Genomic DNA, 22,674 nt, shown 5'->3' on the forward strand with positions numbered 1-22,674 from the left:
TGACGAGGACCGCCGCTGGCTCATCGGATCACCGACTCACGAATGTCGGCCCGCCGCGTCGACGAGCCACCTCGCAATCGACTCGGCTGCTTCGGGTGACGAGGGCACGGCTGTGTGACCCCCGGGTTGTACCGCAAAGGTCACATCGTTGCCGATCGATCGGTAGTGGGCGGCCAATGCAAGCGCTACCGGAACCGGAACCACAGGATCCGCGGCACCGGCGTCGATTCGTATTGGCACCGTGTGGTCGATGCGGAGATGCGCGACGTCGTTGGCGTCGGCGATATTCGCCAGCGTGGCCGAGGCAAGCTTCCCATTGGGGCCGAGTAACTGAGACGGTGCGAGTCGACCGAACGAGCTCGGCGACGACAATTCGCCGAAGCACCGGCTCTCTGTATCAGGTAGCAGTGCGACAGCGGGCGCTGAGAGTCCGCCGTTCCGGAGGATGTCAGCGAAAGCGGGGTCGACTGTACTGGCTCCCACGATGAACAGCGCCGCGAGCCCTACCATGTCGCCGATTCCGCTGCCGGAGAACGGAATCGCGTGCGCACTCTCGATGATCTGCCGCATCCCGGTCGGTGGTGTCACTGCAGTGACACCACGCAGTGTGAGCGACCCCCACTCGCTCTCGTCCGCCGCAGATGCGAACAGCGCGGCGACAGCACCCTCCGAGTGGCCCATGAGCACGACGTCGGAACCGATTCGCTCGTCGGCCCCATGAACAGCTCGAGCGGAGTCGATCACCGCGCGCGCCAGAGATCTTCCCATCAGGTAGGGGTGAGGTCCGGGCGTGCCTATTCCCTCGTAGTCGGGCCTGACGACGACGAACCCGGCGTCGAGCATTCGGCCGGCGACAGCGTCGCCGGTATTGGTTCGAATCAACTCGGGATCGCCGGCTCGAATTGTCGACGGCGCACATTTGTCCGCGCCGCCGACAGTCATGTGCGAAAACACCAGGATCGGCCATCCACCCGGCGGCGGGGGAGTGCGGGGCAGCGAATAGGACCCGGTCATCTCGGTGGGACCTCCGTCGACACCGACCGATGTGTAGCGAAAGACAGTCGTGACGGAGGCTCCAGGATGCGCGACCGGCGCGTCGCTCACGACGGCCTCGGCCACGATTCGCGGGCCCGGACTCGAATCGGCATGTGCGACAGGGGCCAGTAGTACAGGGACGACGAGCAGCGTGCCCCACCCGAACAGTCGATGCTTCATCGGATGGGAGCCGGGATCAGACCGATGGCGTGCGAGGGTTCGCGGTCCAGCCGATCCAGGATGTCGCGATAGAACCGGGCTACCGGCTCGAGTTGCGTCTGATCCACCTTGTCCAGGGTGTCCGCGTCGTCGTACATGTACAACGGGCCGGCAATCATGCTGACGATCGGAACACCGGCGAGAAGAACGAACGAGGCATCGGTCGGAATTCCGCCCAGCTGCTTCGGTATGACGGCATTCAGCATCGACGTCGAACGAACATCGTTGTACTGCAACATATTCGCCATCTCGAACTTCAAGTTTAGGTTCAGATTCTCGAAGATGCCCTTCGGCTCGGGCTCGTCGAGCGTCTGGAGTTGACCACCGTCGGTTCGCCGTGCGAACTTGCCGACATGTTCGATCGTCGCGTTGGCGACGATGTTCCATCGGGTTTCCCTATCGATCAGGTATTTCTTCATGAATGCGAGGTGACTCTGGTAGCCGGTGAAATGCGTGTCGAAGGTAACGAACATCAGGGACTTTTCCCGAAGGCGTGCCCCGGGCCGTTGTGCGGAAAGGCCGTAGTGCTCGGCGAGGGCAATGACTTCTGCGGTGCCGCTCGCGTCCTCGACGGCCCCCGGTCCGATCGAATCGTGATGGGATTGCACCATGATGGTGTCGTCGGTTCGCCCCGGAAGCATTCCCACGACCGTCCGTGCAGTCACTGCCTCGCGGTCGACGGTGAGGTCGATTCGGGCGCGATAATCGTTACGGGTCAACGCATCGCGAACTCGAGCGCCCTCGTCGCGGGTTACCCACATTCCTGGGATTGTCATCGCCAGCCGGCGGTAGTACTCGTTGTGGTATCGGTTGGAATCGAAGTAGTCGGCGAGAACTCCGACGAAGCCCACCGCCCCGCCCTCTTGCGCCGCTCGAACGGTCGCCTCCAAGGTTGTGACGAAGGGGTTGGAAGACAACATCTTCTCGGGCTCGAATCGCGCGTTGTCCGGATCGTGGATGAATTCGGCGAACGGGAGCAGGCCTGCTGTCGGCAGCACGAAGGTGAGGTCGAACAGCACGATCCGCCCGCGAACGTCGACACCGTCCACCTTCCCCCGGCCGATGTCGACGACGGGAGCGGTGAGGCCGTCCGGCCCGGTGGTTTGCCTTCCGGGGCCTGCATCGGCCGGTATGAACGAATGATTCACCGGTGAAGCAGCGATGTCGTCGTTCCCGATGGTCAGTCCGTCGTTCGACGGAGTCCAGTCGTACGACGTCACTTCCTCGAAGTGAACGTCCGTCAGGCCCGCGCCGCGGTAGCGATCGGCGACGTACTCCGCCGCAGCGAGACCGCCTGGTGATCCTGTGGCTCGAGGTGCCATCTCCGTCAACGTGCGTATCGTCCGCATCATGTCGTCACGTGAGAGTGAAGTCGTCTCCTCCGCCCCTGCCTGGACCGGCCCGACAGTCGCGGCTGCGACTGCCACCACACCTGCCACCAACATTGCCGTCGTTCGTCTCGATCTGTGTTGCATGTCCCCCCCAGGGCCGCCGTCTAGTAAAGTACGAATGCGTACGCTACACCGCGGAGGGCCATTGTGACGAAAGAATCGGCGTCGGAGATTCCGCGCATCGCCGAAGGGGTTTTCTTCACTACCCCACCTCGGTTACCGCGCGGACCTCACGGCCTCGCCCGCGACGAGGTAATCCGCAGTCACAGTGAACGAATGATGATCGCGTTCACAGAGCTCATCGCTTCGCACGGATACGCTGCCGTCGGCGTCAAAGAAATCGTGGACCGATCTTCGGTTTCGCGATCGGCCTTCTACATGTGTTTCGACTCGAAAGAATCCTGCGCGGAAGCCGCATACGCCCGATTCATTTCGGTCTTGGTGACAGAGATGTCCGCCAGTATCGTCCACCAGTCCAGCGAGGACGTGTTCGCGGTCCTGGCTACCTATCTGGCCACCTTGGGATCGGATTTGGTGGTTGCTCGGGCGTTCCAAGTCGAGATGGATGCGGCAGGTCCACGGGCCAGAGAGCGTCGTAGACAAGCCCTGCGCGGGCTGGCTGCTCTTCTGCACGCCGAGTTGGGACGTCAGGCGCAGTCCGATCCCGACCTGGACCCGGATGTCTCGATGGAAGCACTGGTCGGCGCGGTTTACGCAGTCAGACAGGTCGCGTCGGACCTCCTCGATACCGAGGCGGAGCCAGATCTCGAAGCCGTCGCACCACGTCTTCATCGGTGGCTCGACAATTCGTTGAGGAAGCCTCGCCGCGCATCAACTCGATGAGGTCGAATACGCCGCCGTGCCTCCGCGAGCAGCCAGTGGCAGCAGATCCCGTCGAGGGGACCGCTGCCACCGCGCTCGCGACCTACCCCTGCAACAACGTGAACGAATGCTCACGAATCAGGATCGACGGACCGCCCGCCTCGTAGGCCTGATCCGGATCACTGGACGTGGACTGAGTCCAATGCCCCTCCGGCAGAGTGAACTCGACGGTTCCGGGTGAGGCGTTGACCATCCAGGCGAACGACGCATCTCCCTCGCCTGCGCGCATGAGGACCAGGATGCTGTGTGCGTTGCCGTCGGACCAGTCCTCGTCGGACAACTTCTCGCCGTCGGCTCGGTAGAAATCGACGGTATCGGGTCCGACGCCCTCTTCCGCGGAATCGCTGTCGTGGCGGAACCACGTGGGACGTAGGGCCGGGTGCTCGGTGCGCAGCGCAATCAGGTGCGTGGTGAAGTCGATGAGATCCTGGTCGGCTGTGCTCCAGTCGAACCAGGAAACCTCGTTGTCCTGGCAGTACGCGTTGTTGTTGCCGCCCTGCGTGCGGCCCAGCTCATCGCCGCCGAGAATCATCGGCACGCCGGCCGAAAGCAGAAGCGTCGCAAGGTGATTACGTTGCTGTCGGGCGCGCAGTGCATTGACGCCCTCGTCGTCGGTCGGGCCCTCGGCACCGCAACCCCACGAGCGATTGTCGGACTCGCCGTCCTGACTGTCCTCGCCGTTCTCCTCGTTGTGCTTCTCGTCGTAGGAGTTCAAGTCCGCCAACGTGAATCCGTCGTGTGCGGTGATGAAGTTGACGCTCGCCAACGTGGGTCGACGGGTGCTCTCGTAGACGTCGGGGCTACCGGTGACGCGCTGCGCCAGGGCCGGCAGCGCGCCGCTCTCGCCGCGCCAGAAGTCACGAACGTCGTCGCGGAACTTGCCGTTCCACTCCGACCAGCGAGCCGGGAAGCCGCCCACCTGGTAACCCTGGGTGTCCCAGGGCTCGGCGATGAGTTTGACCGGGGCAAGAGTCGGATCCTGGTGCACCAGATCCAAGAACGCACTGTGCTTGTCCAAGCCGGAATCCTGGCGCGTCAAGGTACTTGCCAGATCGAACCGGAAGCCGTCGACGTGCATTTCCGTCACCCAGTACCGCAGGGAGTCCAGAATCAGCGCCAGTGCGGCGGGGTGACCGACGTTGAGGCTGTTGCCGGTGCCGGTGGTGTCGTAGTACGCACTTCGGTCGTCGTCGACCAGCCGGTAGTGCGAGCCGTTGTCGATTCCCTTGAGCGAGAGGGTCGGTCCGAGATGGTTGCCCTCGGCGGTGTGGTTGTAGACGACGTCGAGAATGACCTCGATACCGTTCTCGTGCATGGCCTTGACCAGAGCCTTGAACTCGTCCACCTGGCCGCCGGTGTCGCCAGTGCTGCTGTACTCGTTGTGCGGGGCGAAGAAGCCGATGGAGTTGTATCCCCAGTAATTGCGTCGACCTTCTTCCAGCAGGTGTGAATCCTGGACGAATTGGTGGATCGGCAGTAGCTCGACTGCCGTGACTCCGATTCGCTTCAGATGCGCAATTGCGGCCGGGTGGGCCAGGCCTGCATAAGTTCCTCGAATGTCCTCGGGCACATCAGGATTGGTTGCAGTGAAACCCTTGACGTGTACCTCGTAGACCACCGTGCGATCCAACGGTGTGCGCGGCGACTCGTCCCCGGACCAATCGAAATTCGACTGCACTGCAACGGAATACGGCATGTACGGAGCCGAGTCCTCGTCGTTGCGGGTCTCGGGCTCGGCGTGGAGGTGGCTGAACACCGATTCGTTCCAGTCGACCTGCCCGGTGATGGCGGTGGCATAAGGGTCGAGGAGCAGCTTGGCGGAATTGTGCCGCAGGCCCGAGGCGGGATCCCATGGGCCGTCGACCCGGAGTCCGTAGCGGGCACCCGGCGTGACATCGGGAACCAGGTCGTGGAACACGTGGCCGGTGCGTAGCGTCAACGGAGTTGTACTGCGCTCTGTTCCATCGTCGTTCAGTACGACCACGGACACCGAGTCCGCCGTTTCGGAGTAGACGGCAAGGTTGGCACCGTCGTCGGACAGACGTGAGACGCCCAGGGGGTACGGGAGACTTGATGAGGAGGGCATGCTCGGCCCAGTACCCCCACGGAGGATGAGCGAAACGCCTGCATACCGGGCGCTCGGCTACAATCGACGCCGAGATTGCGCCCGCCGAGTTCCAGCGGAACGCTGGTATCGAAGGACGAGGCGATGGATTCCCCACAACTCGACGGCAGTTCGGCCCGGCTGGACGAGCTGTTCCCGGGTGACAACTCCACCGACGCTCGGTTTCGCGAGATCGAGTGGACCGCGACCCCGCTCGGCCCGGTGGAGCAGTGGCCGCAGGAGTTGGTGACGGCCATTCGCACGGTCATGCCGTCGACGATCCCGATGTTGATCTGGTGGGGACCCGACCTGGTGCAGATTTTCAACCACACCTACACGGATTTTCTCGGCGACAAGTTTCCCGATGCTGCAGGTCAGCCGGCCCGCGAATGTTGGTCCGAAATGTGGGACTACGTCGGCGGACTGTGCGCCCAGGTGATGGACGGCCGCGAGGCAGTGCACGGTGTTCGGCAGCTGTTCGTCATGGAGCGCTACGGATACCCGGAGGAGACGTACTGGACCTTCTCGTACAGCCCGATCTTCGGGCCTGGTCGCACGGTGCTGGGTGTATTCGTTGCCACGACCGAGGTGACGATGCAGGTGTTCGGTGAGCGCCGTATGCGTGCGCTCCTCGCCCTGGGCTCGCTGACCGGCGACGACACCGGTGGTCCGGTCGGTATCTGCCGCGCGGCGGTCGAGGCGCTCGGCTTGGAGCCGAGCGAGTTCCCGCTGGTGGCGGCCTATCTGCGACGCGATCTCGCCGACGACGGAGAAATCGACCACATCGCGACAGCCGGTGCAGTCGGCTTCGAGGAAGCTACCTGGGATTCTGCGGCCGTCGTCGAGGTCTCGGACGGACGCGTGCCCCGCGCCTGCGTCGAGGTGGACGGAATTGTCGCGAATGCGGTGATCGTTCCACTGACGCTGGCCGGACGCGTTCGACCCATCGGAGCCTTGTTGGTCGGAGTCGACGCACTTCGGGCCGGCGACGACTCTGCCATCTCGTTCTTCATTGCCGTGGCCGAGCGAATGTCCACGGCGCTGACTGCCTCGCACGCTTTCGAGATGGAACGACGTCGGGTCGCGGCGCTGGCCGAGGCAGACGAGGCCAAGACTCGACTGCTGGAGAACGTAGGGCACGAGTTTCGAACTCCCCTCACCCTGCTGGCCGGCCCGTTGGAGTCCGTGCGCGAGAGCACCACGTCGAACCTGACCGACTCGGACAGGGACTCCCTCGACGTCGTGCATCGCGCGTCGGCTCGGCTTCGGCGTCTCGTGGACGATCTGCTCGACGTCGTCAGTGCCGATGCCGGTCAGCTGCGGGCTCGGCTCGAGCCCACCGACCTGGCCGCGGTGACACGGGACTGCGCGTCGATGTTCGCGGCCGTCGCGTCGGATCAGGGGTTGGAGCTCGTCATCGACGCGGCCGAGAACGGCGTGGTTCTCACCGACGGCGAGATGTGGGCGAAGGTCGTCTTCAATCTGGTCGCGAACGCCGTCAAGTACACCCCGGCAGGTCGCGTCTCCGTGCGGCTCGTCACAGACGCGGACGCGATTCGGTTGGTCGTCGCGGACACCGGTCTGGGCATCCCCGAAGACGATCTGGCTCGGATATTCGATCGGTTCCACCGAGTCGAGCGGTCCGGTGCGCACAGCATCGAGGGGTCCGGAATCGGCCTTGCGCTCGTATCCGATCTGATCACGGCCCTGGGGGGACGGATCGACGTCGACAGTGAGGTCGGTGTCGGCAGTACCTTCACTGTGGTCGTACCTCGACAGCCCGTCGAATCGGCCGCGGCCGTGGACTTACCGGTCGCCGCGGCCGACTCGGTGTCGGCGATCTTTGCCCCGCACGACACGGCACCGGTCACCGTCGATCGCGCGGACATCTTGCTCGTCGAAGACAACATCGACATGCGCAACTATCTCGTCCGGCTCATGACGGACGAGGGCTGGACCGTCACGACGGCGGGTGACGTGGAGTCTGCACTCGAGCACGCGCGCTCGACGGCACCGGGGCTGGTGCTCACCGACGTCTTGCTACCCGGCCGTAGCGGCCTGGACCTGGTGGACGACATTCGACGCGACGCCGCACTGCAGCGAGTTCCGGTAATCCTGCTGACCGCGCGAGCGGGCACCGACTTCGTGCTCGACGGCTTGAGCCGCGGTGCCGACGACTACATCGTCAAACCGTTCCACGATCGTGAGTTGGTGGCCCGCGTTCGAGTACACCTCGAGCTCTCCCGCATGCGCGAAGAACTCATCGAGGAGAGTGACAACCAAACGGCGACGCTGCGCAACGCTCTCGATACCCGCGCCGCCATCGGCCGAGCCGTCGGAATCCTGATGTCGGTGTACCGCATCGACGCCGACGCGGCCTTCGCGCAGCTGACCGAGCTGTCGCAGAACACCAACCGCAAAGCCCGAGACCTGGCGACGATGATCGCCGACGACTTCACCGCCGGGCTCAGCAGCGACGGTCAGTGATTGCGGCGGTAGTTCTCGCGCTCGCGTTCCATCTCGGCCGTCTTCTTGGCACTCTTCAGATCGGCCGGTAACCCGTGGATCTCGAGGCGTCGGGCGCGGTTCTGGTCCATGTAGGCGGCGGTGTAGAACAGCGCAAGCAGCAGACTCAGCAGCACCATCGAGGCGCGTAGCCAGATCGCTCCGGGAAACAGGACGAAGAATCCGATGAAGATCGGTAGGAAGGGAATCATCGACCGCAGGATGTGACGCGGCGTCGCTCCCGGCCCGACGAGATCGCGTCGAACCCAGTCCTGTTGTGAATCCGGCAGCTTGCGGCCGAGGACGGCGTAGGCCAGCCATTGGCCGAAGGACGGACGGTTGCGGTCCTTTTTCATGACAGTGCTCCTGCTGCGATGGCTGCGTCGTTGACACGGGTGAGGACGCGGCGCAGCTCGTCCAGCTCGGACAGAGACGCGCCGAGCTTGTCCACGACGGCGGGCGGGATTTTTTCGGCCTTGCTTCTCAGTGCCGCCCCGGCCGGGGTGAGCGCGACGAGTAAGACGCGTTCGTCCTCGGCGCTGCGAGTGCGAGTGAGCAATCCCATCGATTCCAGACGCTTGAGCAGCGGTGAGAGCGTAGGGGAGTCGAGTTGCAACGTCGATCCGATGGCTTTGACCGACATCGGCGACTCGCCCCACAGTGCCAGCATCACCAGATACTGCGGATGCGTCAGCCCCATCGGCTCGAGTAGCGGCCGATACACCGACAGCACAGCACGGTTGGCGACGGCGAGTGCGAAGCAGACCTGCCGATCGAGTGCGAGCGGGTCCTCGGTGGTGGCCACCTGGACCAGGCTAGCAGATTTGGTTAGTGCCCTAATGATTCGTGCACTAACAATCTCGCCCAGTTCCAGGGTTGCGTCCGAAAGGTGTTGCGAAACAGGGGATTGGCTTCGAAGGTGGCGTGCAGGCAGAGTTCCGGTCGGTCCGATTCGGTGAACATCGCATTCGACGTTTCATCCCGTCCGAACGTGTGCGATGCTCCGTGTCGATTCGCTGTTTCCCACGGACACATCCCGAGAGGATCGCCATGCGTCGTCGACGCATCTTCACCCCGTTCGTCGTCGCCGCGGCGCTGTCGTTGACCTCCCTCGGTGTGGCTGCCGCCGATCCAGTCGAGTCTGCGGCTCGCATCGTCGACACTGCGATCGCGTCCGACACCCTGCGCACGCTGAGCGTGGACTCGCCTGCCATGGGCGGCGTCGTCGAGGTACAGGTGTTGACCCCGGCCGTGAAGGCGGGATCTCGTCCGACGCTGTACATGCTCAGCGGTATCGGTGAAGAGGATCCGAACAACAGCATGTGGCTGCGCAAAGGTGGTGCAGCCGAGTTCTTCGCCGACAAGAACGTCAACGTCGTACTGCCGCTGGCCGGCCCCGGCAGCTTCTACACCGACTGGCAACGCGACGATCCGAAACTCGGCCGCTACCAATGGGAGACGTTCCTGACGGAGGAACTCCCGCCGTTGATCGACGCAGCCGTGGACGGCAATGGGCGCAACGCTATCGCAGGCCTGTCGATGGGTGCTCAATCGGCCATGATGCTGGCCGCACGTAACCCGGATGTCTATTCCGGGGTGGCGTCCTACAGTGGGTGCTTTGCATCCTCGGAACCGTTGGGCCAGGCGAGTATTCGAGCGATCGTCGGAGCCTTCGGTGGGAATGCCGACAACATGTGGGGTGGGCCTCTCGATCCCGCTTGGGCGGAACATGATTCGGTCGTCAACGCCGAGAGCCTGCGCGGCACCGACGTGTACGTGTCGGTGGGAACCGGCGCTCCCGGACCGCACGAAAGTTTCGACAGCGCGTCGGCATTGGATGTTGTAGTGGTCGGCGGACTCATCGAGGTGGGCGCGAACTACTGCACCCACCGGCTCGCCGACCGACTGGGTCAATTGAACATCCCGGCGACCTTCGACTTCACCGAGACCGGAACCCATTCATGGCCCTACTGGGTGGACCAGCTGCCCAAGAGTTGGCCGACGCTGGCAGGCTCGCTCGGGATCTGAGTTCGCCGGTTCAATCGCGGTTGCTGTCGCGAAAGTCCTTGGGGGTGCAGCCGAAGCGGGCCCGGAACGCGCGGCTGAAGTGTGCCGGGTCGGTGAACCCCCAGTATGCCGCCAGGGCTCCGATGGTCGTGCGGGAATTCTGAGGTTCGCACAGAGAACGTTTGACGCCATCGAGTCGCTGCATCCAGATCCACTCGCTGGCGGTACACGGCTCACCGGCAAAGGCACGGTGCACCGTGCTCAGCGACAAGTGCAGGGAAGCAGCCACTTCCGTCACGGTCAGATCAGGATCCCGCAGTCGCGCGGTCATCGCGCGTTTGATCTCACCGAGTCTCTCGGACGCCGCATACGGTGCAGGTTTCTCGACACCGGTCAGCCCGACCAGGCCTGCGACCAGGATGTACTCGACGCTTTGCGAGACGGCCTCGGTAGAGGCCGCGCTCATGTCGGCATCGTCCATGATCGACGAGATCATGCTGACAAGTAGCTTTCCTGCCCCGTGTCGCCCGGACACCGCCCGCGCGGTCAGTGAACCGGTGTCCCGGACGAGCGTTCTCAGCGTCGCTCCGGGGAGCATCAGCACGTATTGGGAGAAGGGGTCGTCGAAGCGGAGGGTGTACGGACGTGTCGAGTCGTAGAGCGCGAAATCTCCGGGCTCCAGTATTGCCGTCCGTTCGTCCTGGGCGATCAGCCCGGTTCCCGATGTCTGCACGCTGACCAGAAAGTAGTCGTCACTGGTTCGGGAGATACCTGCAGGCGTCCGCAGCACGGTCTGAGCAGTCGCCGACACTCGGGACAATCCGAGCGTTGCCAGTCCGGTGGACTCGATGTGTCCGGTGATCGCCGACGCGTCCTCCGGAATGGTGCACTCGAGATCGACGTACGTCCTACTCACCGCAGCCGTCCAAAAATCGACGCTGTCTGCCTGGTCGACCGAGTCGGTGCGCAGTGGTTCGGCCATGTCAGGTACCTCCCGTCTCGTCACAGGGTAGAACGCTCCGCAGCGGTACGCAGCAGACCTGTGCGGTCGCGGCAGCCGAAGTACTCGAAGTACTGCTCGTCTGCCGCTGCCACAGTGACCTCGTGATAGAGCCTCAGCGCCGCCGCGGGCCCCATCGTCGACAGATACTTCAGCGCGGCACCGAAGATCGCGACGTGCGTCGGATGCGACTCGGCCCATGTTTCGAGGTCGCTCAGGCTGCGCCACCAACTCATGCCGAACGACTTGTCGGTATCGGTGCCGTCGTCGGTCACGACGGTCATGTACCGGTTGGCGAAGCAGCCGATGGCCAGTCCGTCGTCGCGGAGAAAGTCCATGCCGGCACGCAACACCGGTTCGACGTCTCGCAGGTACATCTCCCGCTCGGACCCAGCGGTGTCGGCCCAATCCTGCCCGGATCGGATGAGGCAGAGGTTCTCCTGCGGCACGATCCTGACTCTGTCGCCGTCGCGTACGACCTGAGGCTCCCCGATGGGAGCGAGTGAGTCACTCTGCGACAACGGGATTCGATCGCGAACCCCGCCCCAGTAGGCATGCTCCTCGATGGTTCCACTGAGTGAATCAGTGAGAGTGGCAACACCTTCCATTCGTCCGGTCGAGGAGAACAGCGTCTCGTACCGGTCGACGGTCGGTCTGATGATTTCGACGAAGCGACCTCGGACGCTCGTCCATCGGTGACCGACGGTATCGAACCACCGGTCGAACGCTGCGACATCGTCCCAGTAGCCGATGAACACTGTCGTGTCGATACCTTCCTCGTCGGTGTAGCGCGCCCGGTCCGACCGGGATGGGCCTCCGTCACCCCACGGGGAGGCGTCGGGCATGCCCTGTATTCCGAAGTAGCCCATGACGACTCGTTCGGTGGATACCGGAAAGCGGGCAACGTAGGACGGAAAGGGTGGTTGGTAGCTGTCGGGTGTTCTGCGCGGACACGACCGTGGAACCACGAGATGGTCGGGTATCGCGGATTCGAGTTCAGACACGGGCAGCGTCCTCATCGTGAGCGAGCTGCTCGGTGATCTCGAGACGCACCTCGGCGGCGACGTCCTCGGTGAAGTCGTAGCGCGCGTTCGCGACGGGCTGCGCTCCCGACACGACGCGGTCGCCGGGAGTCTTGTCGAGCCATAGTCTCGTCACATCCGGACGCGAATAGTGGCCCGCGGGGTCGGCGGCGGCCTTCGCGATCGAGATCAGACTGGTGTCGATATCGGCGTAGACGATGCCCTCCTCGTCGGGTGCAAGCGGCTCGTGCATCAGTTGGCCGTCGGGCGCGAAGATGCGGGCATGACCGCCGCCCGCGGCGAGCATCGCGCGCTTGGCGTCGTCGGTGCACATGATGTCGATCATCTCGGGCGAGACGGTCGCGCACGGGCTGATGACGAAACAGCCGCCTTCGACGGCGTAAATGCGGCTGGCAGCCGTGTTGACCTCAGGCCCGAGGGCATAGGCCGCCCCGGTGTACAGCGAGAAGCTGGGCCACGCTCCGATGTGAACCTGCTCGTTCTGGGCGTACATCGCGTACTTCGAGAGCGGCTGCAAGTGCTCCCAGCAGCACAGTGCGCCGACGCGTCCGAGGTCGGTCTCGTACACCGACAGATCGGATCCGTCTCCCTCGCCGTACACGGTGCGTTCGACGTGAGTCGGCTTGAGCTTGCGGCGCATAGCGACGGTCTTGCCTTCCGCGTCGATGATCCACTGGGCGATGTAGAGGCTGGCCTTGTATCGCTCGCTCAGACCCATCACGACCATGATGTGGTTGTCCTTGGCGGCCTGTGCAATTCGAGCTGCCTGCGGAGTTCCGTACTCGAGTGAGTTGTCGAAATAGCGCTGAGTGAACTGGAATCCCCATGCCGGTGCGTCGAGCCAGATGTACCAGGGGTAGCCGGGCAGGTAGGTCTCGGGGAACGCGACGAGCTCGGCTCCGGCGCGAGCTGCGTCCTCGATCAGGCCGATCGCCTTGTCGATCGAGGCGTCGAGATCGAGGAAGATCGGCGCGGCCTGAACTGCTGCGGCGCGGAACTGATGGTGGTTCATGCAAGGGCCTTTCGTTGGGGAGTGCCCCAGTTTTGCCTGCTGAAAGGCCGTTCGATGGCCTCGAAGTGTCGGAAAAATTGACTCTGCGTCGCATGCCGGGGCGGCGAAACACGGTCGTAATCGGGTCTCGGTGTCTCGACACACGATCGTCACGCGTGGAGGTCGATCGGCGGTGCGCGTCTGTCGCACAATGTGTGCGCGATCACACAAGACCTTCTGGTAGGACCGGGCGCAATCTGGAAAAGACACGCCACAGGTGCCGCGATCGGCACCCGAGAAGGAGCCAAGAAACATGACTGCAGTACAGGAATCGGCCGCACCGTCGTTGCCGACCGGAACCGCCACCGAGCTCTACATCGCAGGGCAGTGGCATGGCGCATCCGACGGAGGCACCTTCACCGATATCAACCCGACCACCGAACAGCCCCTGGCGGAGGTTGCTGCGGCCACCGCGTCGGACGTCGATGCAGCGGTCCGCGCGGCCCGTGCCCAGCTCGGTGGTGAGTGGGGCGCGACTCCTGGAGCAGTCCGCGGGAAGCTGCTCAACCGGATCGCCGACCTCATCGAGCGGGACGGGGATCTGCTGGCGCGGCTGGAGGCTCTCGATGTCGGCAAGCCGGTGGGTCAGCCGGCGATGCTCGACATCCCCAATGCCGCAGCCACTTTCCGACACTTCGCCGGGTGGGCCGACAAGATCACCGGAAGCTCCATCCCCACTGCGGGTTACTTCGGGCAGCCGACGCACTCCTACACCGTTCGCGAGCCCGTCGGCGTGATCGGCATGATCGTCCCGTGGAACACCCCGTTGATGATCGCCGGGTGGAAGCTCGCGCCTGCGCTGGCGGCGGGAAACACCGTGGTGATCAAACCGCCGGAGGACGCCCCGCTGTCGATCCTGCATCTGGCTCGTCTGATCGGCGAGGCGGGCGTACCTGCCGGAGTGGTCAATGTTGTTCCAGGACTGGGGGAAGTGACCGGCGACGCGTTGGTCGGCCATCCGGACGTCGACAAGATCAGCTTCACCGGCAGCCCCCGCGTCGGCAAGCTCATCGCGAAGAAAGCTGCCGATACGTTCAAGCGGACCACGCTCGAGCTCGGCGGCAAATCCCCGCAGATCATTCTCGAGGACGCGGATCTCGAGGCGGCGATCAACGGAACCGCGATGGGATTGTTCTTCAACCAGGGTCAGGTGTGTGCGGCCGGAACCCGAGTTCTGGTGCATCGCTCGCTGTACTCGCAGGTGGTGGACGGACTGTCCGCTGCGGCATCGGCTCAGGTGCTGGGCGATCCCTTCGATCCGTCGACGACGATGGGCGCACTGGTCAACGCCAAGCAGCGCGACAGCGTTCTCGGGTACATCCAGGCCGGACGCGACGGCGGAGCGCGAGTGGCGGCCGGCGGCGGACGTCCCGACAGTGCCGGCTACTTCGTCGAGCCGACGATCTTCGCCGACGCCGACAACGACATGAAGATCGCCCAGGAGGAGATTTTCGGACCCGTCGGAACGGTGATTCCCTTCGACACCGCCGACGAGGCCATCGCCATCGCCAACAACACGGTGTACGGGTTGGCTGCGAGCATCTGGACGCGTGACGTCTCGCGGGCCCACACCCTGGCGTCGCAGGTTCGTTCCGGCGCGGTATGGGTGAACGGTTGGGCGGCAATCGATCCCGCCCTCCCCTGGGGCGGCATGAAGTCCAGTGGTACCGGCCGTGAACTCGGATGGGCCGGAATCGAGGCCAACACCGAGGAGAAGGTCGTCACGATCGTTCTGTAGTCGACCGGCCCGCCATCGACACCCCATAATCACACCAGCACAAAAGGATAGACGTCATGACAGAAAAGTCGACCGACTACATCGTCGTCGGAGCAGGATCAGCAGGAAGCGTCATCGCCAGGAGGCTTCTCGACGCGGGACACACCGTGCACGTGATCGAGGCCGGTCCCGTCGATACCGACCCGGCGATTCACTCCCCGCAGGGCTGGCCGACGTTGTTGGGTGGCTCGCAGGACTGGGGACTGTTCACCACCCCACAGAAGCACGCCAACGATCGGCGAATCTTCTGGCCGCGCGGACGCGTCCTCGGTGGTAGCTCGTCCCTCAACGGAATGATCTACGTGCGTGGGCATTCCAGCGACTACGACGAGTGGGCATCGGCCACCGGTGACGCCGGATGGTCGTGGGAGAACGTGCTACCGCTGTTCAAGCGTTCGGAGTCGCACGAACTCGGTGCCAACGAGTTCCACGGCGGTGACGGCCCGCTGCCGGTGTCGATCATGGGTACCCCGCACCCCTTGGCGGCGGCCTTCATCGACGCGGCCGTCGAACATGGTCACAAACTGATCGACGACTTCAACGCCGACGAGATGGTGGGTGCCGGGTACAACCACACCACCACTCGCGACGGTGAGCGGATGAGCGCCTGGAAGAGCTTCGTCGGCCCGGTGTTGGACAATCCCGACCTGACGGTGACCACCGGTGCTCTCGTGCACCGAGTGGTGCTCGAGAACGGCCGCGCGGTGGGAATCGAATTCAGCCGCGGCGGTGCCGAGCTGGAGCGATCGTTCGCCGATCACGAGGTGATCCTGTGCGGCGGAGCCATCGGTTCACCGAAGACGTTGATGCTCAGCGGAATCGGGCCGTCCGATCACCTGGGTGCACACGGGATCGACACCGTGGTCGACTTGCCGGGGGTCGGCGAGAATCTGCACGACCACCTGCTGCTCAGCAACATCTACGAGTCCCTCGAGCCGCTCGCAGCCGGCACGAACAACCTACTCGAGGCGCAGCTGTACGCCCGCAGTAACGGATGGGCCGGTGCCGCACCCGATCTGCAGCCGCTGTTCATGCACATTCCCTACCCCGCCGACGGATACCCGGTGCCCGAGAACGGCTACACGATCGCTCCGGGAATCGTGGCTCCGCGCTCGCGTGGCACGCTGCGACTGGCGTCCTCGGACCCGAGTGAGCTGCCGCTGGCGGATCCCAACATTCTGGCCGATCCGTACGACCTCGAGGCCATGGTCGACGCGGTGGAGATCTGCCGCGAGATCGGTGCATCCGACGCGTTCGCACCGTGGCGTAAGGCCGAGGTGGTTCCGGGACCGAGCGCGCGTACTCGTGACGACCTTCGGGCTTACGTTCGCCAAACCGCGGGCACGTACCACCACCAGGTGGGCACCTGCAAGATGGGAGCCGAGTCGGACGTCGATGCCGTTGTCGGAGCCGATCTTCGGGTCCGCGGCGTCGAAGGACTGCGGGTCGCGGACGCGTCGATCATGCCCACGGTGCCGTCGGGCAACACCAACGCGCCGTCGATCATGGTGGGGGAGCGGGCCTCGGATCTGATCCTAGGAAAGTAGCTCGTAGTCGGGTGAGGCGGCGTGCGCTCTCACCCGGCGCGGTACGCGCGCGGCGACATGCCGTAGGTCTCCTTGAACAGTTTCGAGAAGTTGGAGGAATCGATCAAACCGTGACGCGCGCAGATGGTTCCGATGCTGTCTGCGGCGAAACGGGGGTCGCGGAGATCGCGGTGGCACCGATCGAGTCGCCTGGATCTGATCCAACCCGCCACCGTGCGACCGTCGGCCTCGAAGAGCTTCTGCAAGTAGCGCGTCGAAATATGCAGGCGCGCAGCGAGAGACGCCGTGGAGAGTGTGGGATCGGACAGATGCGATTCCACGAGACTCTTGGCCTCGAGCAGGAGTGTGGATCCCGGCGCATCGTGGGGAGCCGCGTCGTCGAGAGCCGCGCAGAGCAAATCGAGGACGGCGTTCTCGAGCATCGGCGTCGTCGGCAGAGTTCCGTCGGCGGCGTTGCGGCGCAAGTTGAACAGAAACGGCGAAACAAGCGCGCCGACGCCGTGATCGCCCTCGATGCGCCGCGCCGCAACGGTCGTCAACTCACGGGAATCGATGCGCAGCGCATCGCGTGGAAACATCACCACGAACATCTCGAAGTCCCCGACGAAATGCAGATCGTACGGTGCGCTGGTGTCGTACACCGCGAAGTCTCCCGGCTCCAGCACGGCCTCTCGGTCGTTCTGTACCAGCGTGCCGCGGCCGGTCAACTGCAGGCCGACCTTGATCAGCCCGGGATCGGCACGCTTGATGGTGGCGCGTGTGCGGCGGACATCCACCTCGCGCCCCGCGACCTCGCTCAATTGCAGCGAACCCAAAGTCGACGACACCAAGGTGCCCTGGAACGGAGACTGCCCGGTGGACACAGCGTCGAGCGGCACGAACGCCGTCGAGACGTTCTCGCGCCATTGCTCGAAATCCTGTGCCACCGGGCTCATGTCATACAGTCGGACGGTTGTCGATCAGACGGCGGGCTTTACCGATGGAACGCTCGAGGGCGGCCGGTGCGACGACGTCGACCGCAACGCTGACGCCGATGCGATCCTTGACGAGCTTCTTGAGTGTCGCCGCGGCGATCGGATGCGTGTCGAGTGCGGCGTCGGGACGGGCTTCGACGAGGACGGTCAGGGTGTCCATGCGTCCGGCACGCTCGAGCACACACTGGAACTGCGGTGCCAGTGCGGGAACGGAGAGGATCAGCTCTTCGATCTGTGTCGGGAAGAGATTGACCCCGCGCAGAATGATCATGTCGTCGGTGCGTCCGGTGACCTTCTGCATCCGACGCATCGTGCGGGCCGTGCCGGGCAGCAGTCGCGTCAGATCGCGGGTGCGGTAACGGATGATCGGCATCGCTTCCTTGGACAGGGACGTGAACACCAATTCGCCCTCCTCGCCATCGGGCAGCACTTCGCCGGTCACCGGGTCGATGACCTCCGGGTAGAAATGATCCTCCCAGATGTGGAGTCCGTCCTTGGTTTCGACGCATTCCATCGCGACGCCCGGCCCCATCACCTCGGACAGGCCGTAGATGTCGACGGCGTCCATGTCGAGAGTCTTCTCGATCTCCTTGCGCATCTCCTCGGTCCAGGGTTCCGCGCCGAAGACGCCGGTCTTCAGCGAGGTCTTGGCCGGGTCGATGCCCTTCTTCACCATTGCGTCCACGATCGTGAGCATGTAGGACGGCGTGACCATGATGGCGTCGGGCTCGAAATCTTCGATGAGCTGGATCTGACGATCGGTCATACCACCGGACATCGGAATCACCGTGCAGCCCAATCGTTCTGCACCGTAATGTGCGCCGAGACCGCCGGTGAAGAGACCGTAGCCGTACGCGACGTGCACCTTGTCCGACGGTTTTACGCCACCGGCTCGGAGGCTACGAGCGATGAGATCGGCCCAGTTGCTGATGTCGTTCGCGGTGTATCCGACGACCGTCGCTTTGCCGGTCGTTCCCGACGAGGCGTGAATGCGCGAGACCTGGTTCTGCGGAACCGCGAACATGCCGAACGGGTAGTTGTCGCGTAGATCCTTCTTCGCGGTGAAGGGGAACTTTGCGAGATCCGACAGGTCCTTCAGATCACTGGCATGCACGCCTGCATCGTCGAAGGCCTTCGTGTAGTGCGGGACATTGTCGTAGGCATGCTGCAGTGACCACTGCAGGCGCTCGAGCTGAAGGGTGGATATCCGGTCCCGCGAGGCAAACTCGATGTCGGGGGTGTCGGTGGGGGCAGACAGCACACTGGTCATGAGGGTTCTCCGGTCTCAGGCGTCGAAGTCGACGGTCACGGTGTCGCTGACGGGGAAGGTCTGGCAGGTGAGCACGAAGCCGGCGTCGACCTCGTTGTCCTCGAGTGCGTAGTTGCGGCGCATGTCCACGTCGCCGACGGTCACCTTCGCGCGGCAGGTGCCACACACGCCGCCCTTGCACGCGAAGGGGAGATCGGAGCGCAGCTGCTCGGCCGAATCGAGGATCGACTCGTCCTGCGGAAGAGCACCTTTCACTTCGCGGCCGTCAAGGATGATCGTGACCTCGCTGCTGGGCCCGCTGATGCCGGGCTCGCGGTGCTTCTCCTGCGGCGGGGGCACGTCGTCGACATAGAACAGCTCGGCGTGGATGCTGCTCTTCGCGACACCGAGTTCTTTCAGAACGTCCTGCGCGTCGTTCACCATCCCGAACGGACCACACAGCCAGAAGTGGTCGATGTCCGGCGTCGGGACTACGGAATCGAGGATGTCTTTCAACCGCTCGGCGTCGAGCCTGCCGCTGAACAGTTCGACCTCGCGAGGCTCACGGGACAGCACATGAATGACATCGAATCGGCTGCCGTACTGATCCTTCAGGTCGGCTATCTCCTCGGCGAACATCACCGTTCGCGTCCGCCGATTTCCGTACAGCAGAACAACTTCGGCGTCGGGGTTGGCCAGAACGGAGGCGGCGATGGACAGCATCGGGGTGATGCCGGATCCGGCGGCGATGAGAACGTGCCTGCCTGCTTCGGCGGGATCGGCATGGAAGGTGCCGGTCGGGCCCTGGACGTCGATTCGGTCGCCTGCCTTGACGTCGCGGACGAGCCACGAGGAGAACAACCCGTCGGAGACCTCGCGGACACCGACGCGGGGACGAGCACCGGCCGGGGCGCAGATGGAGTAGGAGCGGCGGTGTTCGACGCCGTCTATCGTGCGGCTGAGCATCAGCGACTGGCCCGGCCGGAAGTCGAACTCCTCACGCAGCTCTTTCGGTACATCGAAGGTGACGGCTACTGCGTCGTCGCAGAGGGATTCCACGTCGGCGACGGTCAGTGTGTGAAAAGGTTTGTTGCGCACATTCTTCTGAACGGGCTCAGCGGTGACGGTCATCAGATTTCCTTGACGTGGTCGAAGGGTTCGAGGCAGTCGTCGCACCGGTACTGGGCTTTGCACAGGGTGGCACCGAACTCGGAAGTGAGCCGGGTATTGGTGGAACTGCATTGCGGACAGGCGATCTGCCGTGGTTTCACGGTGAGGGTCAACGGGACCGGACCACTCGTCCGTGCCGGGGCCGGGCCGGGCACTGAGTAACCGGATTCTCGTAGCTTCCGCAGGCCCTCTTCGGAGATCCAGTCGGTGCTCCACGCGGGGGAGAGGCTGGTGACGATCTCGACATCCGCGTAACCGTGATCCTGGAGCTTGTGTGCGATGTCGTCGCGCATCGTCGCCATCGCGGGGCATCCGGAGTACGTCGGAGTGATCGTGACGAGCACACTGCCGTTCTCGCGTACCTCGACGTCGCGTAGGACGCCGAGATCGTCGAGAGTGAGCAGTGGCATCTCGGGGTCCATGACGGTCGCGGCGATCTCGCGTGCGGTTGTCTCGAGTGCGGTCACCAGACTCCCTCCGGATGCGCTCTCGCCACAACCTGCATCTCGGCGATCAGCGGCCCGAACGCCTCGGTGTGAATGCCGCGACGACCACCGCGGCCGCCGATGGTGCCCACGGACTTGCCTTCGGGGGTGTCGAGCTCTGCGGCGTGAAGTACCTGCGCCAGAACGGAATCGAACTCCTCGCGAACGTCGCGTGGGTCGACGGCGACTCCGACCTTCGTCAGAGCGATCTCCTCGTCCGTCGGGATGAACAGTTCCGAGACGTACGGCCAGATCCGAGTCACGGCGTCACGGACGCGTCGTTTCGATTCGTCGGTTCCGCAGCCCAGAGTGACGACCCAGCGGGCAGCGTAATCACGGTGATAGGTCAACTCTTTGACGCCCTTGTTCGCAACCGCGGCGAGAACGGGATCGCGGGAATCCTGCAGGCGAGTGAAGACGGCGAGCCGCCACGTCGAGAACACCAGCAGGCGCACCTGAGACTTGGCGAAATCACCGTTGTCGAGCTCGGTGAGACGTACGTTGCGGAAGTCGGCGTCGTCGCGGAAGAACGCGAGAGCATCTTCCGACGGTGCGGGGGAGGTGTCCGAGATGACCGGCACCACCGTCGGATCGGCTTTTGCGGCGCGGGCCAGCAGTAGACGTGCCTGACCGAGCAAGTCGAGGCCGACGTTGGCGAGAGCCACTTCTTCTTCGAGCTCCGGTGCGCGGGTGCTCCACTCGGCGAGGCGCTGGGAACTGATCAGCGCATCGTCACCGAGCATGAGGCAGTATGCGGCAAGGGCTTTCAGGTCGACGTCGTCGGGAACGGTGGTATCGACTCCGGCGAGCGGGTCGTCGAAACTCGTCCCGAATGCCCACTGCCCGTGCGAGTCCTCGTCGACGAGGCCCTCGTAGGCGCTGTCGTGATCGGTCATGAGTGCTTGTCCTCTTGAAGTATGGGTCTCACATGTGGGGGACGTTGTCGGGGATCTCGTAGAACGTCGGGTGGCGGTAGACCTTGTCGCCACTCGGTGCGAAGAACGGATCCTTCTCCGACGGCGAGGATGCGACGATCGAGTTGGACGGAACGACCCAGATGCTGACGCCCTCGTTGCGGCGGGTGTAAACGTCGCGAGCGTGACGGAGGGCCATGTGGTCGTCGGCAGCGTGCAGTGATCCGACATGTACGTGGTTCAGGCCGCGCTTGCCGCGTAGGAACACCTCGTACAATGGCCAATCGGCTTTGACCGCTTCTCTTTTCGGCTCGACCGGAACACCCTCGGTAGGCACTGCTCCGTGGCCGCCCTCGGCGGTGAACTCGCTCATGATGCTGCGTTCCTTTCGGCAAATGCGGTCGCGGCCTCGCGGACCCAGGCTCCGCCGTCGTGGGCTGCTCGACGGTTCGCGATGCGCTCGACGTTGGAGGCACCGTTGCCCTTGATCACCTGCATGAACTCGGACCAGTCGGGCTCACCGAAATCGTGCGACTTGCGCTCCTCGTTCCACTTCAGGTCCGGGTCGGGGAACGTGACTCCGAGGGCCTTCGCCTGCGGGATGGACATGTCGACGAAGCGTTGGCGCAGTTCGTCGTTGGTGTGGCGCTTGATGCCCCACTTCATGGACTGCTCGGTGTTGGGGGACTCGTCGTCCGGCGGGCCGAACATCATCAGTGCCGGCCACCACCACCGGTTCACCGACTCCTGAACCATCGCGCGCTGTTCGTCGGTGCCGCGCATCATCGTGGCCAGCAGCTCGTAGCCCTGGCGCTGATGGAACGACTCTTCCTTGCAGACGCGGATCATGGCGCGCGCATACGGCCCGAAGCTGCTGCGGCACAGGGGAACCTGGTTGCAGATCGCTGCACCGTCGACGAGCCAGCCGATGGTGCCGACGTCGGCGTATGTCAGCGTGGGGTAGTTGAAGATCGAGGAGTACTTCTGCTTGCCCTCGATGAGTTTGACCGTCAGGTCGGCGCGGTCCGCTCCCAGAGTTTCGGCGGCGGAGTAGAGGTAGAGGCCGTGGCCGGCCTCGTCCTGCACCTTGGCCATCAGGATCGCTTTGCGGCGCAGCGACGGCGCGCGGGTGAGCCAGTTGCCCTCCGGCTGCATGCCGATGATCTCGGAGTGCGCGTGCTGGGCGATCTGGCGGATGAGCGACTTGCGGTAGCCGTCAGGCATCCAGTCGCGGGGCTCGACGCGCTGTTCACGGGCGACGGTGTCGTCGAACCCATCCTGCAGCGTCTCGGCGGACAGGGCGTTTGACGTGGTCATAAGT

20 protein-coding genes and 1 pseudogene are annotated in these 22,674 nt (G+C 64.1%); 6 read left to right on the forward strand and 15 right to left on the reverse strand.

Features of this window, described 5'->3' with window-relative positions; translation table 11 throughout:
* Nucleotides 1–36: 36 nt before the first annotated feature.
* Both ASG84_RS10705 and ASG84_RS10710 read right to left on the reverse strand, forming a co-directional pair.
* Nucleotides 37–1,215, reverse strand: a complete 1,179-nt coding sequence (locus tag ASG84_RS10705; RefSeq protein ID WP_057477008.1) for a lipase family protein — start codon at nucleotides 1,213–1,215, stop codon at nucleotides 37–39.
* Nucleotides 1,212–2,699 (reverse strand): M28 family peptidase, encoded by a 1,488-nt coding sequence (locus ASG84_RS10710; RefSeq protein ID WP_057477009.1) that lies wholly within the window; start codon nucleotides 2,697–2,699, stop codon nucleotides 1,212–1,214. Before ASG84_RS10710 ends, ASG84_RS10705 begins: the two co-directional genes overlap by 4 nt.
* Before the next feature lie 225 nt (nucleotides 2,700–2,924).
* Here ASG84_RS10710 and ASG84_RS28530 point away from each other — a divergent pair.
* Nucleotides 2,925–3,050, forward strand: a pseudogene (locus tag ASG84_RS28530) (TetR/AcrR family transcriptional regulator); the annotation flags it as partial.
* 45 nt (nucleotides 3,051–3,095) lie between these two features.
* A complete protein-coding gene (locus ASG84_RS28175; protein ID WP_235581625.1) occupies nucleotides 3,096–3,488 on the forward strand; it encodes a hypothetical protein in 393 nt (130 codons plus the stop codon).
* 82 nt (nucleotides 3,489–3,570) lie between these two features.
* On the opposite strand, the gene glgX is transcribed toward ASG84_RS28175, so the two are convergent.
* Nucleotides 3,571–5,613 carry a glycogen debranching protein GlgX gene (gene glgX / locus ASG84_RS10720; RefSeq protein WP_057477011.1) on the reverse strand — a complete coding sequence of 681 codons (2,043 nt, stop codon included), beginning with the start codon at nucleotides 5,611–5,613 and terminating at the stop codon, nucleotides 3,571–3,573.
* Nucleotides 5,614–5,736: 123 nt separating this feature from the next.
* Here glgX and ASG84_RS10725 point away from each other — a divergent pair, with 123 nt between their 5' ends.
* Nucleotides 5,737–8,118, forward strand: coding sequence for an ATP-binding protein (locus ASG84_RS10725; protein ID WP_057477012.1), 2,382 nt, complete (start codon nucleotides 5,737–5,739; stop codon nucleotides 8,116–8,118).
* Here ASG84_RS10725 and ASG84_RS10730 read toward each other — a convergent pair.
* Nucleotides 8,112–8,492, reverse strand: a complete 381-nt coding sequence (locus ASG84_RS10730; RefSeq protein ID WP_057477013.1) for a DUF5313 family protein — start codon at nucleotides 8,490–8,492, stop codon at nucleotides 8,112–8,114. The genes ASG84_RS10725 and ASG84_RS10730 overlap by 7 nt on opposite strands.
* Nucleotides 8,489–8,941, reverse strand: a complete 453-nt coding sequence (locus ASG84_RS10735; protein WP_156399461.1) for a MarR family winged helix-turn-helix transcriptional regulator — start codon at nucleotides 8,939–8,941, stop codon at nucleotides 8,489–8,491. The genes ASG84_RS10730 and ASG84_RS10735 overlap by 4 nt, the downstream gene beginning before the upstream one ends.
* 245 nt (nucleotides 8,942–9,186) lie before the next feature.
* Here ASG84_RS10735 and ASG84_RS10740 point away from each other — a divergent pair, with 245 nt between their 5' ends.
* On the forward strand, nucleotides 9,187–10,164 hold the full coding sequence (locus tag ASG84_RS10740) for an alpha/beta hydrolase (protein ID WP_057477106.1): 978 nt from the start codon (nucleotides 9,187–9,189) through the stop codon (nucleotides 10,162–10,164).
* A gap of 10 nt (nucleotides 10,165–10,174) precedes the next feature.
* On the opposite strand, the gene ASG84_RS10745 is transcribed toward ASG84_RS10740, so the two are convergent.
* Genes ASG84_RS10745 through ASG84_RS10755 form a run of 3 tightly spaced genes read right to left on the reverse strand, consistent with a single transcriptional unit; the run spans nucleotide 10,175 to nucleotide 13,198 of the window.
* Nucleotides 10,175–11,125: a helix-turn-helix domain-containing protein gene (locus ASG84_RS10745; protein WP_057477015.1), complete on the reverse strand. Its 951-nt coding sequence runs from the start codon at nucleotides 11,123–11,125 to the stop codon at nucleotides 10,175–10,177.
* Between the two features lie 20 nt (nucleotides 11,126–11,145).
* Nucleotides 11,146–12,147 carry a phenylacetaldoxime dehydratase family protein gene (locus ASG84_RS10750; RefSeq protein WP_082520928.1) on the reverse strand — a complete coding sequence of 334 codons (1,002 nt, stop codon included), beginning with the start codon at nucleotides 12,145–12,147 and terminating at the stop codon, nucleotides 11,146–11,148.
* Nucleotides 12,140–13,198, reverse strand: a complete 1,059-nt coding sequence (locus ASG84_RS10755; RefSeq protein ID WP_057477017.1) for a carbon-nitrogen hydrolase family protein — start codon at nucleotides 13,196–13,198, stop codon at nucleotides 12,140–12,142. Before ASG84_RS10755 ends, ASG84_RS10750 begins: the two co-directional genes overlap by 8 nt.
* A gap of 292 nt (nucleotides 13,199–13,490) precedes the next feature.
* Between ASG84_RS10755 and styD the strand changes: the two genes are divergently transcribed.
* Both styD and ASG84_RS10765 read left to right on the forward strand, forming a co-directional pair.
* The gene (styD, locus tag ASG84_RS10760; RefSeq protein ID WP_057477018.1) at nucleotides 13,491–14,975 is read left to right on the forward strand and encodes a phenylacetaldehyde dehydrogenase StyD; all 1,485 of its coding nucleotides are present in this window, start codon (nucleotides 13,491–13,493) and stop codon (nucleotides 14,973–14,975) included.
* 56 nt (nucleotides 14,976–15,031) lie between these two features.
* Entirely contained in the window at nucleotides 15,032–16,561 is a 1,530-nt protein-coding gene (locus tag ASG84_RS10765; RefSeq protein ID WP_057477019.1) for a GMC family oxidoreductase, read from the forward strand.
* Between the two features lie 29 nt (nucleotides 16,562–16,590).
* Here the strand turns inward: ASG84_RS10765 and ASG84_RS10770 are convergent, their stop codons facing one another.
* From ASG84_RS10770 to paaA, 7 genes are read right to left on the reverse strand one after another with little or no spacing between them, the layout of a single operon-like run.
* Nucleotides 16,591–17,496 (reverse strand): helix-turn-helix domain-containing protein, encoded by a 906-nt coding sequence (locus ASG84_RS10770; protein ID WP_057477020.1) that lies wholly within the window; start codon nucleotides 17,494–17,496, stop codon nucleotides 16,591–16,593.
* Nucleotide 17,497: 1 nt separating this feature from the next.
* Complete coding sequence (paaK, locus tag ASG84_RS10775) at nucleotides 17,498–18,805, reverse strand: phenylacetate--CoA ligase PaaK (RefSeq protein ID WP_057477021.1); 1,308 nt, start codon at nucleotides 18,803–18,805, stop codon at nucleotides 17,498–17,500.
* 15 nt (nucleotides 18,806–18,820) lie between these two features.
* The gene (paaE, locus tag ASG84_RS10780; RefSeq protein ID WP_057477022.1) at nucleotides 18,821–19,915 is read right to left on the reverse strand and encodes a 1,2-phenylacetyl-CoA epoxidase subunit PaaE; all 1,095 of its coding nucleotides are present in this window, start codon (nucleotides 19,913–19,915) and stop codon (nucleotides 18,821–18,823) included.
* On the reverse strand, nucleotides 19,915–20,376 hold the full coding sequence (paaD, locus tag ASG84_RS10785; protein WP_423228199.1) for a 1,2-phenylacetyl-CoA epoxidase subunit PaaD: 462 nt from the start codon (nucleotides 20,374–20,376) through the stop codon (nucleotides 19,915–19,917). Before paaD ends, paaE begins: the two co-directional genes overlap by 1 nt.
* A gap of 41 nt (nucleotides 20,377–20,417) precedes the next feature.
* Nucleotides 20,418–21,335, reverse strand: a complete 918-nt coding sequence (gene paaC, locus ASG84_RS10790; RefSeq protein WP_057477024.1) for a 1,2-phenylacetyl-CoA epoxidase subunit PaaC — start codon at nucleotides 21,333–21,335, stop codon at nucleotides 20,418–20,420.
* Nucleotides 21,336–21,363: 28 nt separating this feature from the next.
* Complete coding sequence (paaB, locus tag ASG84_RS10795) at nucleotides 21,364–21,726, reverse strand: 1,2-phenylacetyl-CoA epoxidase subunit PaaB (RefSeq protein ID WP_032379886.1); 363 nt, start codon at nucleotides 21,724–21,726, stop codon at nucleotides 21,364–21,366.
* The gene (paaA, locus tag ASG84_RS10800) at nucleotides 21,723–22,670 is read right to left on the reverse strand and encodes a 1,2-phenylacetyl-CoA epoxidase subunit PaaA (protein WP_057477025.1); all 948 of its coding nucleotides are present in this window, start codon (nucleotides 22,668–22,670) and stop codon (nucleotides 21,723–21,725) included. The genes paaB and paaA overlap by 4 nt, the downstream gene beginning before the upstream one ends.
* Nucleotides 22,671–22,674 lie beyond the last annotated feature (4 nt).

Source organism: Rhodococcus sp. Leaf278, from assembly GCF_001426085.1.
In the GTDB taxonomy this organism is placed as follows: Bacteria; Actinomycetota; Actinomycetes; order Mycobacteriales; family Mycobacteriaceae; genus Rhodococcoides.